Annotated in this window: 15 protein-coding genes; 9 read left to right on the top strand and 6 right to left on the bottom strand. The window is 69.2% G+C overall.

Features of this window, described 5'->3' with window-relative positions:
- Positions 1-627 (bottom strand): hypothetical protein, encoded by a 627-nt coding sequence (locus tag AOZ06_RS28300; protein WP_054292179.1) that lies wholly within the window; start codon positions 625-627, stop codon positions 1-3.
- A 150-nt stretch (positions 628-777) separates the two neighbouring features.
- Here AOZ06_RS28300 and AOZ06_RS28295 point away from each other — a divergent pair, with 150 nt between their 5' ends.
- Positions 778-2,271, top strand: a complete 1,494-nt coding sequence (locus AOZ06_RS28295) for an MFS transporter (RefSeq protein ID WP_054292178.1) — start codon at positions 778-780, stop codon at positions 2,269-2,271.
- A 106-nt stretch (positions 2,272-2,377) separates the two neighbouring features.
- On the opposite strand, the gene AOZ06_RS28290 is transcribed toward AOZ06_RS28295, so the two are convergent.
- Positions 2,378-2,812 carry a MarR family winged helix-turn-helix transcriptional regulator gene (locus tag AOZ06_RS28290; protein WP_054292177.1) on the bottom strand — a complete coding sequence of 145 codons (435 nt, stop codon included), beginning with the start codon at positions 2,810-2,812 and terminating at the stop codon, positions 2,378-2,380.
- A gap of 69 nt (positions 2,813-2,881) precedes the next feature.
- Here AOZ06_RS28290 and AOZ06_RS28285 point away from each other — a divergent pair, with 69 nt between their 5' ends.
- Positions 2,882-3,277 carry a PaaI family thioesterase gene (locus AOZ06_RS28285; RefSeq protein ID WP_054292176.1) on the top strand — a complete coding sequence of 132 codons (396 nt, stop codon included), beginning with the start codon at positions 2,882-2,884 and terminating at the stop codon, positions 3,275-3,277.
- Between the two features lie 7 nt (positions 3,278-3,284).
- Here AOZ06_RS28285 and AOZ06_RS28280 read toward each other — a convergent pair whose 3' ends face one another.
- Complete coding sequence (locus tag AOZ06_RS28280; RefSeq protein WP_054292175.1) at positions 3,285-3,680, bottom strand: hypothetical protein; 396 nt, start codon at positions 3,678-3,680, stop codon at positions 3,285-3,287.
- Between the two features lie 233 nt (positions 3,681-3,913).
- Between AOZ06_RS28280 and AOZ06_RS28275 the strand changes: the two genes are divergently transcribed.
- Both AOZ06_RS28275 and AOZ06_RS28270 read left to right on the top strand, forming a co-directional pair.
- The gene (locus AOZ06_RS28275) at positions 3,914-4,987 is read left to right on the top strand and encodes an LLM class flavin-dependent oxidoreductase (RefSeq protein ID WP_054292174.1); all 1,074 of its coding nucleotides are present in this window, start codon (positions 3,914-3,916) and stop codon (positions 4,985-4,987) included.
- A gap of 188 nt (positions 4,988-5,175) precedes the next feature.
- Complete coding sequence (locus AOZ06_RS28270; protein ID WP_236951766.1) at positions 5,176-6,057, top strand: aminoglycoside phosphotransferase family protein; 882 nt, start codon at positions 5,176-5,178, stop codon at positions 6,055-6,057.
- A 22-nt stretch (positions 6,058-6,079) separates the two neighbouring features.
- Here AOZ06_RS28270 and AOZ06_RS28265 read toward each other — a convergent pair whose 3' ends face one another.
- Complete coding sequence (locus AOZ06_RS28265) at positions 6,080-6,661, bottom strand: TetR/AcrR family transcriptional regulator (RefSeq protein ID WP_054292172.1); 582 nt, start codon at positions 6,659-6,661, stop codon at positions 6,080-6,082.
- Between AOZ06_RS28265 and AOZ06_RS60320 the strand changes: the two genes are divergently transcribed.
- From AOZ06_RS60320 to AOZ06_RS28255, 3 genes are read left to right on the top strand one after another with little or no spacing between them, the layout of a single operon-like run.
- A complete protein-coding gene (locus AOZ06_RS60320) occupies positions 6,645-7,496 on the top strand; it encodes an amidohydrolase family protein (protein WP_236951765.1) in 852 nt (283 codons plus the stop codon). The two genes, AOZ06_RS28265 and AOZ06_RS60320, sit on opposite strands and share 17 nt — an antisense overlap.
- Positions 7,483-7,932 (top strand): amidohydrolase family protein, encoded by a 450-nt coding sequence (locus AOZ06_RS60315; protein ID WP_236951764.1) that lies wholly within the window; start codon positions 7,483-7,485, stop codon positions 7,930-7,932. Before AOZ06_RS60320 ends, AOZ06_RS60315 begins: the two co-directional genes overlap by 14 nt.
- Positions 7,929-8,783 (top strand): alpha/beta hydrolase, encoded by an 855-nt coding sequence (locus AOZ06_RS28255; RefSeq protein ID WP_054292171.1) that lies wholly within the window; start codon positions 7,929-7,931, stop codon positions 8,781-8,783. Before AOZ06_RS60315 ends, AOZ06_RS28255 begins: the two co-directional genes overlap by 4 nt.
- Positions 8,784-8,798: 15 nt before the next feature.
- Here AOZ06_RS28255 and AOZ06_RS28250 read toward each other — a convergent pair whose 3' ends face one another.
- The gene (locus AOZ06_RS28250) at positions 8,799-9,095 is read right to left on the bottom strand and encodes an ArsR/SmtB family transcription factor (RefSeq protein WP_054292170.1); all 297 of its coding nucleotides are present in this window, start codon (positions 9,093-9,095) and stop codon (positions 8,799-8,801) included.
- A gap of 54 nt (positions 9,096-9,149) precedes the next feature.
- Between AOZ06_RS28250 and AOZ06_RS28245 the strand changes: the two genes are divergently transcribed.
- A complete protein-coding gene (locus AOZ06_RS28245; RefSeq protein WP_054292169.1) occupies positions 9,150-10,511 on the top strand; it encodes an MFS transporter in 1,362 nt (453 codons plus the stop codon).
- Here AOZ06_RS28245 and AOZ06_RS28240 read toward each other — a convergent pair.
- A complete protein-coding gene (locus tag AOZ06_RS28240; RefSeq protein ID WP_054292168.1) occupies positions 10,508-11,347 on the bottom strand; it encodes a sigma-70 family RNA polymerase sigma factor in 840 nt (279 codons plus the stop codon). The genes AOZ06_RS28245 and AOZ06_RS28240 overlap by 4 nt on opposite strands.
- Positions 11,348-11,481: 134 nt before the next feature.
- Between AOZ06_RS28240 and AOZ06_RS28235 the strand changes: the two genes are divergently transcribed.
- The gene (locus AOZ06_RS28235; protein WP_054292167.1) at positions 11,482-11,937 is read left to right on the top strand and encodes a carboxymuconolactone decarboxylase family protein; all 456 of its coding nucleotides are present in this window, start codon (positions 11,482-11,484) and stop codon (positions 11,935-11,937) included.
- The last annotated feature ends 172 nt before the right edge of the window (positions 11,938-12,109 follow it).

Below are 12,109 nucleotides of genomic sequence, written 5' to 3'. Positions count from 1 at the left end.
TCAGGACGTCGGGGTGGACGACCCGGTCTGCCGGTTCGAGACGACCTGCTTGATCTTCTTGCACTCCTCGGACTGCTCGGCCGCCGCCTCCATCTCGGGCCCGGACATGGCAGGCGAGTCCATCGGGTTCTGCATCGAGCCCAGCGAGGACGCCATCTCCTTGGTGGCGTCCTGCACCGCGGTCGTCACGGCCTGCTGGTTGTTCGGATCCACCGCGTCCAGCTTGGTCTTGGCGTTGTCGACCGCCTGCTTCATCTGGCTGAAGGTGGTGCGCAGCTTGTCGACCGCCGCCTGCCCGTCCGGCACGCCCGCCGTGTCGGCGTCCTTGAGGTCGTTGCCCGCATCGGCCAGCCCGGTCGACATGGACGACAGCTGGGTCTTGAGCGAGTTCATCGCGGCGGCCGGGCTGCTGGTGTCCGGGCGGAACGCGGCGGCCGGCGTGATGAACTTCGCCACCGCGCCGCAGATGTCGTCGGCGAAGGCGACCTTGGCGCGGTCGGGGGCGGCGGCGGTGGACGATGGCGTCGTCGTGGTCGCTTGGCCTGCTCCGCCAGTCTGCTGACCTCCTCCGCATGCCGTGGTGGTGGCCGCTGTTGCCAGCGTGAGGACGACGATCAGCCGCCGCATGGGAACTCCTTGTCATCGGGTGGTCTCGGTCCGTGCCGGGTTCCCTCGGAAAAACTTTCTCAATCTTTTTGCGCGCTGCTGTCGATCCGGCTGGACCGGGATCGACGTAGGGGTGACGAACAAGTGAGAGCGGACAGAGGGAGACAGGCGATGCGCGCGGGACGACGTGAATGGTGGGGACTGGCGGTACTGGCACTGCCGACGCTGTTGCTGTCGCTGGACATGAGCGTGCTGCACCTGGCGGTCCCGCACCTGGCCGCCGACCTGCGGCCGAGCAGCACCCAGCTGCTGTGGATCATCGACATCTACGGGTTCCTGGTCGCCGGGTTCCTGGTCACCATGGGCACCCTCGGCGACCGGATGGGCAGGCGGAAACTGCTGATGATCGGCGGCGCGGCCTTCGGGGTGGCCTCGGTCGCGGCGGCCTTCGCCACCAGCCCGGAGATGCTCATCGCGGCCCGTGCCGTGCTGGGCGTGGCGGGCGCGACGCTGATGCCGTCGACACTGGCGCTGATCAGCAACATGTTCCAGGACGCCAAGCAGCGCGGCACGGCGATCGCGGTGTGGATGAGCTGCTTCATGGGCGGCATGGTGATCGGCCCGGTCGTGGGTGGCGTGCTGCTGGAGCACTTCCGGTGGGGCGCGGTGTTCCTGATGGCCGTCCCGGTGATGGTGCTGCTGCTGGCCACCGCGCCGAAGCTGCTGCCGGAGTACAAGGACGAGGGCGCCGGACGGCTCGACCTGGCCAGCGTGGCGTTGTCGCTCGGCGCGATCCTGCCGATCATCTACGGCCTCAAGGAGATCGCCAAGGACGGCCTCGGCGTGGTGAACGTCGTCGTGCTGGTCGCGGGCCTGCTGGTCGGCACGGCGTTCGTGCGGCGGCAGCGGACGCTGGCCGCGCCGATGCTCGACCTCGGCCTGTTCAAGGTGCGCAAGTTCAGCGCCGCACTGGGGATCATGCTGGTCGGCGCGACCACCATGGGCGGGTTGTTCCTGCTGGTGAGCCAGTACCTGCAGCTGGTGGCGGGGCTGAGCGCGGTGGAGGCCGGGCTGTGGCTGGTGCCGCAGGCGGTCGCGGTCGTGATCGGTTCGCTGATCGCGCCGAAGCTGGCGCAGCGGTTGCGGCCCGAGTTCGTGCTCGGCTTCGGGATGCTGGTCGCCGCGGTCGGGATCCTGCTGTTCACGCAGGCCGAAGGCCAGAGCGGGCTGGTGGTGGTCGTGGTCGGCCTGTGCGTCTCCGCGTTCGGCATGGGCCCGCAGGGCGTGCTGTGCACCGAGATGGTCGTCAGCTCCGTGCCGCCGCAGAAGGCCGGTGCCGCCTCGGCGATGTCGGAGACCAGCGGCGAGTTCGGGATCGCGATGGGGATCGCGGTGTTCGGCAGCATCGCCACGGCGATCTACCGCGGCGGGGTCCCGGCCGGCACGCCGGACAGCCTGGCCGGTGCGCTGGAGTCGGCGGCACAGCAGCCCGGCCCGGCCGCCCAGGACCTGGTCGCGGTCGCGCGGGAGGCGTTCACCTCGGGCCTGCACACGGTGGCCGGGATCGGGGCCGCGCTCGTGGTGGTCTTCGCGGTCGGGGGGATGGTGCTGCTGCGCCGCAAGCCCGAGAACGCCGAGCAGGCCGGTGAACTGGTGCACAACTGACCGGTACTGATCGCCGCTCTCCGCCGGAGGGCGGCGTTCGCCGTCACGGGACTGGGTGCGCGCGTGATGATTCCGGCACCACAACGACCACGTCCACGGCAACTGGTCAGCCGGGTTCGTTCGCCGTGAACCACCGGTCGAGTTTGGCCATCGCCTCGGCGGTCGCGTCGAACGTGCCCGCGCCGATCACCGCGCGCATCTCCTCGTTGAACTTGTCGATCACCGGCCGGACCTTGTCGAGGGCCTTGCGGCCGACGGGCGTGAGATCGAGCGCGATCGCCCGGTACTGGCGGGGGTGGGTCCGTTTGGTGATCAGCCCGGCTTCGACGAGCCTGCTGACCATCGCCGTGATCGCCGACTCGCGTTGCCCCAGCGTGTGCGCCAGTTCCTGCTGCGTGATCCCGGGCCGTTCCTGCACGGCGAACAGCGCGCCCAGTTGCGCGGTGGTGATCCCGGCGGAGTTCACGCACAGCCGGTCGGCCACGAGCCGCATCTGGTGAGCTGCTCGCTGGAGCAGGAAGTACAGCCGCTGGTCCGCCATGACCCCAGATCTTGACAAAGAACCAGCCGGAGCACATCCTCACTTCACTAGTGAAGTGAGAGGAACGCGATGGACATCGAGTACGCCCGCGCCGGTCTGGCGCGGCAACCGTTCAGCGTGCTGGTGGGGGCGAGGCTGACGGCGTTCGGCGACGGTGCGGCGATCATCGAGATCGATGCCCGCGACGACCTGCGCCAGCAGAACGGATACCTGCACGGCGGCGTGGTCTCGTACGCGGCGGACAACACGCTCACCTTCGCCGCCGGGTCGGTCCTGGGACCGGCGCTGCTCACAGCGGGATTCACCATCGACTACGTACGCCCAGCCGACGGCCGCACGCTGCGCGCCGAGGCCAAGGTCATCCAGTCCAGCAGGTCACGGGCCACCTGCCGGTGCGAGATCTACTCCGACGACGAGTTGTGCGCGGTCGCGCAGGGGACCGCGGTCGTCGCCGTCAAACGGTGAGCGCGCGTCATCCGCCGGGGCATCGGGTGTCGCCACCGCTGTGTTCCTGGCAGCGCCGGTCAGCGGGCAACGGCTCACCTGCCGGGGCTGAGTGCGGGATGGACAGGAGACTGGCGATCACGCCGACGGCGAGCATGGCCACCATGGCGTCAGCCGTCCTCGACCGCCGGAGTTTTCCGCCCAGCGCCGCGACGATGCCGATGACCGGCGCGAGGATCGCCGCGCCGCAAGCGATCCAGGTGACTGTGCGTTCGCCGGGCGTCAACTCCTGGGGAACGGACATGAAGTCGATGTGCTCCAGCCCGAGGTACAACAGGGTGAGCACGGCAGCCGCGAAAGCCGTGATCGACGCCACGACTGTCGTCGAGGCGGCAACCGTGCGAGCCGAGGTCATGTCGGCCATGGCGCCATCCTAGGCGAGTAGTCCCGACACTTTCGACCAGCGATGGAGTCGTTGCCGGATCTGTTGCCGCGCAGGGGGAACCCGGGAACGCTCCCAGCGCGGCCCGCCACCGAAGGCCAGCGGGCCGTGCTCCGCCAGCGTGAGACGCAGACCGCTGCATCCAACGACCTAGTGCGCCCGTGGTGCCCGCACGACAGGATGGACGGGACAGCCAGGCGACGCGGGGAGTGGCCATGGGGTTTCAGCTCGGTCTGTTCTCGGCCAACACGGAATCGGGTCTCGCGATCACCACGGCCCCGGAGCGGTGGTCGGGCAGCTGGACGGACAACCTCCGCCTGGCCCGCCTGGCCGACGAAGTGGGCATCGACTTCCTGCTGCCGGTCGCCCGCTGGACCGACTGGGGCCGTGACAGCGATTTCCAGCGCAACGTCCTCGACCCGCTGGTCTGGGCGACGGGCATGCTCGCGCACAGTCGGCGTATCCGCGTGTACAGCACTGTGCACACCGCGTTCCATCACCCGGTCGTCGTGGCCAAGCAGCTGGCCACGGCTGATCACGTCAGTTCCGGCCGGATCGGCCTGAACATCGTCGCCGGCTGGCACGCTCCCGAGTACGAGATGTTCGGCCTCGCTCTGCCCGACGACCACGACACCCGGTACTCGCTGGCGCAGGAATGGTGGGACGTGGTCCGCCGGATCTGGTCGAGCGCGGCACCGTTCGACCACAGTGGACGGTTCTTCCAGCTCGACCGGGTTGTCGGCATGCCCAAGCCGTACAACGGCAACCGCGTGCCGATCATCAACGCCGGGTCCTCACCCCAGGGCCGTTCGTTCGCCGCGCGCAACGCCGATCGGGCCTTCACCGTCGTGGCGGGGCCGGACGACGGCGCCGACGTCGTGGCCGCCATTCGCGCCGAAGCCCGCTCGTACGGCCGCGAAGTGGGCGTGCTGACGATCGGGCACGTGGTGTGCAGGCCAAGCCGTGCCGAAGCTGAGGACTACCTGCGTTACTACGCCGACGAACGCGCCGACTGGCCCGCGGTGGACGAAGTCATGCGCCTGCAAGGACTGCACGCGCAGTCTTTCACGCGGGAGATGCTGGCGACCTTCCGGCACCGCTTCGCCGCCGGGCACGGTTCGTGCCCGCTGGTGGGCGACCCGGACGATGTGGCGGGTGCGATCGCCGCGTTCGCCAAGGCGGGCTTCGACGGAATCGGGTTGTCGTTCCTCAACTACGCCGACGAACTCGGCTACTTCGCCCAGGAAGTGATTCCCCGGCTCACGGCATCGGGCATCCGGACCCAGTAGCCGTCCCGAAACGGTGACACGCCTTCTCGACGGCCCAGCTTCCCGCTGGCCGCACCGCAAACCCGGGACAAGCCCCTTCCTGCGGCACGCCCAGCGCAGACCTGGAACCGCCGAACAAGACCAGCAACGTACCGAGACGAGCCACCAGTGCTAGCTTGCGGCGGACGCCGATGATCGGAGGTTCGTCCGTGGGTGAGTTCAGGTTCGAGCAGGACCTGGTGCGTGCGCTGTTGCGGGACCAGCACCCGGATCTCGCGGAACTGGAACTGCGCGATGTCGACGGCGGCTGGGACAACCAGCAGTGGCGCCTCGGGCCGGATCTGGCGGTGCGCATGCCGCGAACCGAACGCGCCCCGGATCTGCTGCGCATGGAACAGAAGTGGTTGCCTGTCCTGGCCGGGCGCCTGCCGTTGCCGACGCCCGTCCCGGTGCGCACGGCCGAGCCGTCGGAACTGTTCGAGCACACGTGGACGGTCGCGCGCTGGGTGGAGGGCGACCCAGCCGATCACGCCCCGATCACCCGCGCTGACTCGGCCGAAGTCCTCGCGGGATTCCTCAACGCGCTGCACCGGCCCGCGCCCGCGGACGCTCCGGCCAACCCGGCGCGGGGCATCCCGATGGCCGCGATGCGGCACGACTTCGACGGCTGGTTCACGGTCATAGCACGCGACCCGAACGCCAAGGCCGCACGGGAGATCCTGGAACAGGCTGTCGCGGCGCCCGTCTGGGACGGCCCGCCGCTGTGGTTGCACGGCGACTTGCACCCGGCGAACGTGGTCGTCCGGGACGGGATGCTCGCCGGGGTGATCGATTTCGGCGAGCTGTGCGCGGGCGATCCCGCGACCGACCTCGCGGCCGCGTGGGTCCTGCTGCCGGAAGGGGCGGCGAGCCGGTTCTTCGACGCCTACGAGCACGCGGACGAGGCCACGGTCGCGCGGGCTCGCGGCTGGGCGGTCTGGCGTGCCCTGGCCCTGATCGGCATCGGCCGCAACGGGCGACTCGGTTTGCCTGGCGGCAAACCCACGTGGGAGCCCGCGGGTCACGCCACCCTCGACCGCGTCCTGGCCTAGCCTCCGGCATCACGCCGTTTGCTCAGGGCGCCGGACGTGCTCGTGGACTCATGCGCAGGATCAAGGCGATCGCGTCGTCCGAGCGGGCTCCCGGCGTCAGGACTTCCTGGAGGAGCAGGCCGCGGATCGCGGCAACGGTGACCGTGGCCGTGGTCCGCGCTTGCCTGGTGCCGAGCCCTTCGCGTTCCGCGAGCGAGGCCAGCATCTCGGTCAGGTCGTCGAGCGAGTCGATGAACTCGCGGAAGTCGTCCGGGCTGAACGCGGCCAGCCCGACGACGTGGAAGAAGCTGCGGACACGCGACAGCTGCTCCGGGCGGGTGTAGGTCCGCCAGATCGCCACCACGAGGTCGTCGAACGTGCCCTGCTGGGCGGCCTCGAAAAGGGCCTCGTTGTCACGGGATCGCTGTGCCTTGAGCATGGCTGCCAGGACGCCCTGAAGCGACCCGAAGTGGTACCGCAGGAGGGCGTGGCTGGTCTCGGTCCGGGCGGCGATCTCACGGAGCGACACCTCCGGCGAGGGAAGGTCCTCGTCGAAGGCGTCGAGCAGCCGGGCGAGGAGTCGCTCGCGCGCGTCGCCTTTGCGTTGCGTGCTTGACAAGATCACTCCCGCAGTTTATCCATTGGAAAATAAGCCCGCAACGCGGAGGGAACGACTCGTGGGATGTTTTCAGATAGTCGGCGCGGCGGTCGCCGACGGGTCTGGCCGCGACCCCGTCGACGTCGACGTCGCCATCGAAGACGGGCGGATCACCCAGCTCGGTGCCGTCGGCGAGCGCCTCGACACCGGGGGACTGACGATGACGCCCGGCCTGATCGACGCGCACGTCCACCTGGGCTTGTCGAGCCCGATCCAGTCGCAGTTCTCGTTCCAGCTCAGTGCCGCCGAGATCGCGGCGGACATCTTCGCCACGGCAGGCGCGGCGCTCGACGCCGGCTTCACGACCGTCCGGGACACCGGCGGGATCGACGGCGGCGTCGTCACCACGATCGCGAAGGGCAAGGTCAGGGGGCCGCGCGGGCTGTCGTGCGGACCTGTCCAGTGCCAGACCGGCGGGCACGGCCACTACGGAGCCGACTGGGAACCCACCGAGCTGTGGAGCAGTCATCACATCCCGGGTCTGTGCGCCCTGTCGATGATGTCGGGCAACGCCGACGAGCTGCGAGGCAACGTGCGCGAGGCTTTCCGCCGCGGCGCCTCCTTCCTGAAGCTGTGCGTGACCGGCGGGGTGGTCGGCGCTCACGACCGGCTGACCGACACCCAGTTCACCGTGGAAGAGATCGCCGTCGCTGTGCAAGAAGCCGCGGCACGGGGCACCTACGTGACGGTTCACGCCCACAACAACGAAGGCATCCGGAACGCGGTCGAGGCGGGGGGTGCGCTGTGTCGAGCATGGCACCGACCTCGACGAGGCCACGGCCACCCTGATGGCCATTCGTGAGGTCGCGCTGGTGCCCACGTTCGCCGTCGTCGAACAACTGCTGCACGACACGGCTGGGGCCGGGCTCGGCGAGTCGACCCGCGATCGCGTGGCCGGTGTTCGTGAGCGGATGGCCGAGGCGCTTGCTGTCGCCAGACAAGCCGGGGTGCGGATCGGGCTGGGTTCCGATCTCATCGGTCCGGCTCAGGACCGCCGAGGCGACGAGCTCAGGTTGCGCGCCGAGTTGGAGACGCCGATGGACGCCCTCGTGGCGGCCACGAAGACCAACGCCGAGATTCTCGGCCTGTCCGACCAGGTGGGAGTGATCGCTCCCGGCATGCAGGCGGACCTCGTGCTCTGGAACGGCAACCCGCTCGAAGACCCGGGGCTTTTCGCCGACCCCGCCAATGCCGTTGTCGTCGTCCAGGCCGGACGTGTTGTAAAGGACTTGCGATGAGTGCCATGTGGCAAGGCTGTCTCGCCGACACCGAGTACTTCGAGATGCGTTCCAGCGGTGGGCACGACTACGGCGTCTGGGTCACCACGCCACCGCGCTACGACCCCGCCACGACGCAAGCGCCTGTGGTGTACGTGCTCGACGGCAACTGGGCCGTGGGTATGACGGCTCCGCTCATCGTCACCCAGCTGGATCCCATCCAGAAGATCCAGCACTACATCCAAGTCAGCGTCGGCTACGCGGGCGAGGACGCACAGCACTGGGCACGGCTGCGCAACAGAGACCTCGTGCCACCCGGCGAACCCGTCGCCGAGGAGTTCGTCGACGCCGTGGAGACGGGAATCCGATCCGGTGCGACGGCCCGCGAGGAAGCCGACGCCTACCTCGCCGAACTCCGCGACACCCGCGCCGATGCGTTCCTGAACTTCCTTACCGCGCAACTGCACCCACGGATCGAACGCGACTACGGCACAGCCGCGAGCGGTCACGGCCTCTTCGGCTACTCCTATGGCGGGCTTTTCAGCCTGTACACGTGGCTCACCGGCAGCACGCTCTTCGAGAGCATCGGCGCGGGCAGCCCCGGCGTTGCCAGTGTGGACAGTCAGGTCTTCGCCCAGCTCCACGAGATGGGCGACAGCAGGCCCGCCGCCAAGCTGCACGTGACGTTCAACGAACGGGAACTGCTCGGAGACCTGGCCATCTACCAGAACATCACGAAGAACACGGCCACCGTCCTGCACCGCCTCACCTCGCGCGGCGGAGCCGTCACCAGCGCGGTCCTGCGCGAGACGCACGTGACTGGACTGCAGGCCTCGTTCCTCAGCTACCTCAGGACCTGCCGTGCCCTGTGAATGGCGGCACCACAACTAGGGCAGGATCGAGTCGAGCAAGCCGGGGAACGCGGCGTTCATTTCGTTGGTGCGCAACACGTTGAACGCGTTGCCGCCGTCGCGGTACGTGGCGATGACGCCGGCCTCGCGGAGGATCTTGAAGTGGTGGCTGAGCGTGCTCTTGGCCACGGACGTCTCGAACCGGCCGCACGCGATGGCGTTGTCGGCCTCCCGCAACTGCCGGACGAGGTTGAGCCGCACCGGGTCCGCCAGCGCCTGCAGCACGGCGGTGACCTCCAATGTGGCCGGGGGAGGCGGGTACGTCGTGGTCATGCGTCCAGCATAACCGATGTTCGATAATCGTCGAACAACGTCTATGGTTGTTCTATGGATATCGAACACCGTCGTGGTGTCGTGGCGCTGGCCCTGGTCGCCGCGTTCATGGTCTTCGTAGACGGCACGATCGTGACCCTCGCCCTCGACCAGCTCGCCGTCCACCTGCACGCCTCCCGCTCCGAGCTGGAATGGGCCATGGACGCGTACACGCTGTCCTTCGCCGCCGTCCTGCTCGGCGCGGGAGCGATCACCGACACCCTCGGCGCCAAACGCGCCTTCATCGCCGGCCTGGTGATCTTCACGGTGACGTCGGCGGCCTGCGCCTTCGCCGGCTCGATGCTCGTGCTCAACCTCGCCCGCCTCCTGCAAGGCGCCGGGGCGGCCCTGCTGCTGCCCAGCGCACTCGTGCTGGCCACCGCGTCCGCGACCGACGAACGCGCCCGGCACAGGCTGGTCGGCTGGTGGGCGGGCGCGGGTGGTGTGGGGATGGCCGCCGGGCCACTGCTGGGCGGCTTGCTGGTGACATTCGCGGACTGGCGAGCCGTGTTCGCCGTCAACGTCGTGCTGGGCGTGCCTGCCGTGATCTGGAGCACCCGCTCGATGCCGGTCGTGCGGCGCGGCAGCCGGCGACTCGACATCGGCGGCATCGGCACCGCGACCGTGCTGATCGGCGGGCTTGTCTTCGCCCTGATCGAAGGCCCCGCGCGGGGCTGGCTCAGCCACGAGGTGACCACCGCCGTGGTCCTCGCCGCGGCCGCACTGGTGGGATTCGTCTGGATCGAACGGTCCACCCGCACGCCCCTGCTGCCCGTCAGCACGTACGCACACCGTGGGTTCGCCGGGGTCACCGCCCAAGGCGCCCTGTTCAACTTCGCCATCTACGGGCTGCTGTTCGCGATGAGCCTGACGCTGCAACAAGGCCGCGGACTCAGCGCCCTCGCCAGCGGCCTGCTCTTCCTGCCGCTGACCGGCCTCATCTCGCTCGCCAACCTCTGTGCCGCCCCGCTCGCACACCGCTTCGGCCGGCACACCGTCCTCGGCCTGGGACAGGCGATGCTGGTCGTCTCGTTGCTCATGGTGGCGTGGGCCAGCACCGCGAACCAGCTGTGGCCGCTGGTCATCGCGCTCATCCCGGTCGGGTTCAGCTCCGGGCTGCTCGTGCCCACCATGACCTCCCAGGCCATCTCGACCGTCGAACCGGCACTGCACGGTGCCGCGTCCGCCGTGTTCAACACCGCTCGCCAGATCGGGGCGGCCGTCGGCGTCGCCACCTTCGGCCCGCTCCTCGGCGCCACGCACGGTCTCGACAGCGGGTTCGTCACCTGCCTGTTCGTCGCTGCCGCCGCGATCGCGACCTCCTTGCTGCTCACGGCGTTCACCCAACGCCCGGCGCGCGTGAACATGGCCGCCTAGGCGATCCAGGACGGGACGATCTGAGCGAGCCGCTTCGTGTCCGACAGCATGCGGATCAGCGTGATGCGGCCGTTGTCCACAGTGAACGCCATCAGGACAAGCGGACGACCGTCGGCGGTGATGAGGGCGCCAGGGGCACCGTTGACCAACGCCGGGTAGCCCGTCGAGCCCGACCGTGCACCGATGCTGGCCCTCCTGGCGATCGTCTCCGCACCACGGACAACGGCCGCGCCCATGTGCAGTTCGGCCTCGGGTGCGAGCACGGCGAGCAGCCCGCCGATATCGCCCCGGCCGGACGCCGCCAGGAAGGCGTCGACGACGCTGCGCGCCGCCGAGTGGGAGTCCGCGGTCGGCGCGCCGAGCCGGATCCGTCCCCGTGCCCGGCTGGCGAGCATCTTGGTGGCCGCGGTGCTCCGGCCGAGGATGGCCGCGATCGCGTCGAACGGCATCTCGAAGACGTCGTGCAGCACGAACGAGACGCGTTCAGCCGGCGTGAGCGCGTCCATGACGACGTACAACGCGAGCCCGACCGAGTCGGCGAGCACGGCCTCGCCCTCGGGACCGTTGCCCAGATCGGTCCACAGGTCCAGCTCGAGCGGCTGCTCGCCACGGGCGCCACGGCGCCGCAGTGCGTCCAGGCAGATCCGCCCGGTCACAGTCGTGAGCCAGCCGCGCAGGTCCTCGATGTCGTCCCCGCCGGTACGGGCCAGCCGCAGCCACGCCTCCTGCACCGCGTCGTCGGCGTCCGCGGGCGTCCCGAGCACCCGGCACGCGATCGCGTGCAGATACGCGCGATGGACCTCGAAGTCGGCGGCCAGTTTGTCCTGTTCAGTCACGGCACTCCCGGGAGATATGGCGGTTGTCCCTACCAGGACGAGGCACGGGCCGGAAAGGTAACGCGCTGGGCGGCGTTACCTTCCGCCCGCCCGGCACGTCGTGGTGCCGTCGACATCCGTTCAGGGAGGACGAAATGACACCACGCATCCAGAACAAGGACAGCCAGCCGGACATCAACGCGGCTGTCCCGATCATCTACAAGGCCGTGAACAGCGGTGGCGTGCCGCCGCAGACGATGGAACTGGTCCACCTGCGGGTCAGTCAGATCAACGGCTGCGCCGCCTGCGCCGACACCGGCGCGGAGAACGCGGTGAAAGCCGGTGTCGCGGTCGAGAAGCTGCACACACTGGCGACCTGGCACGAGGACCCGCGTTTCGACGACGCCGAACGAGCCGCGCTCAGACTGGCCGAGACCATGACCCGGCTCGCCGACCGGACCGGCGCGGTCACCGACGAGATCTGGGCCGAGGCCGCCAAGCACTACGACGAACGACAGCTCGGCGCCCTTGTCCTGCTGGTGTCGGTGACCAACTTCTTCAACCGGATCAACACGACCCTCCGAGTCCCCGCCGGAACCCGCTGGGCCTAGCGGGTTCCACGCTGGAACCTCACGTCGATGTGGGGTTCCAGCGCGCGTTCCGGGTCGTGTCTTTTGAGTATGGCGGCAGTTTTGTCTCCCGGCGAGGTTTCCGCAGCCACGCGACGGGCGGGTCCCGTGGGTTTGGGCGGTATCTCCCAGGGAAGCCGGTCGGTGCCGACAA

Source organism: Kibdelosporangium phytohabitans (assembly GCF_001302585.1).
Taxonomy (GTDB): Bacteria; Actinomycetota; Actinomycetes; order Mycobacteriales; family Pseudonocardiaceae; genus Kibdelosporangium; species Kibdelosporangium phytohabitans.
The sequence above is the reverse complement of the archived record's forward strand: the minus strand, read 5'-3'. Positions and strand labels throughout refer to the sequence as shown.

What these genes read in the sequence shown, in the direction of transcription:
- AOZ06_RS28295 (WP_054292178.1), top strand. Translation starts at nt 778, where the DNA reads ATGCGCGCGGGACGACGTGAATGGTGGGGACTGGCGGTACTGGCACTG.
- AOZ06_RS28250 (WP_054292170.1), bottom strand. Translation starts at nt 9,095, where the DNA reads ATGACCACGACGTACCCGCCTCCCCCGGCCACATTGGAGGTCACCGCC.
- AOZ06_RS28255 (WP_054292171.1), top strand. Translation starts at nt 7,929, where the DNA reads ATGAGTGCCATGTGGCAAGGCTGTCTCGCCGACACCGAGTACTTCGAG.
- AOZ06_RS28235 (WP_054292167.1), top strand. Translation starts at nt 11,482, where the DNA reads ATGACACCACGCATCCAGAACAAGGACAGCCAGCCGGACATCAACGCG.
- AOZ06_RS28290 (WP_054292177.1), bottom strand. Translation starts at nt 2,812, where the DNA reads ATGGCGGACCAGCGGCTGTACTTCCTGCTCCAGCGAGCAGCTCACCAG.
- AOZ06_RS28280 (WP_054292175.1), bottom strand. Translation starts at nt 3,680, where the DNA reads ATGGCCGACATGACCTCGGCTCGCACGGTTGCCGCCTCGACGACAGTC.
- AOZ06_RS28300 (WP_054292179.1), bottom strand. Translation starts at nt 627, where the DNA reads ATGCGGCGGCTGATCGTCGTCCTCACGCTGGCAACAGCGGCCACCACC.
- AOZ06_RS28275 (WP_054292174.1), top strand. Translation starts at nt 3,914, where the DNA reads ATGGGGTTTCAGCTCGGTCTGTTCTCGGCCAACACGGAATCGGGTCTC.
- AOZ06_RS60315 (WP_236951764.1), top strand. Translation starts at nt 7,483, where the DNA reads ATGGCCATTCGTGAGGTCGCGCTGGTGCCCACGTTCGCCGTCGTCGAA.
- AOZ06_RS28285 (WP_054292176.1), top strand. Translation starts at nt 2,882, where the DNA reads ATGGACATCGAGTACGCCCGCGCCGGTCTGGCGCGGCAACCGTTCAGC.
- AOZ06_RS28245 (WP_054292169.1), top strand. Translation starts at nt 9,150, where the DNA reads ATGGATATCGAACACCGTCGTGGTGTCGTGGCGCTGGCCCTGGTCGCC.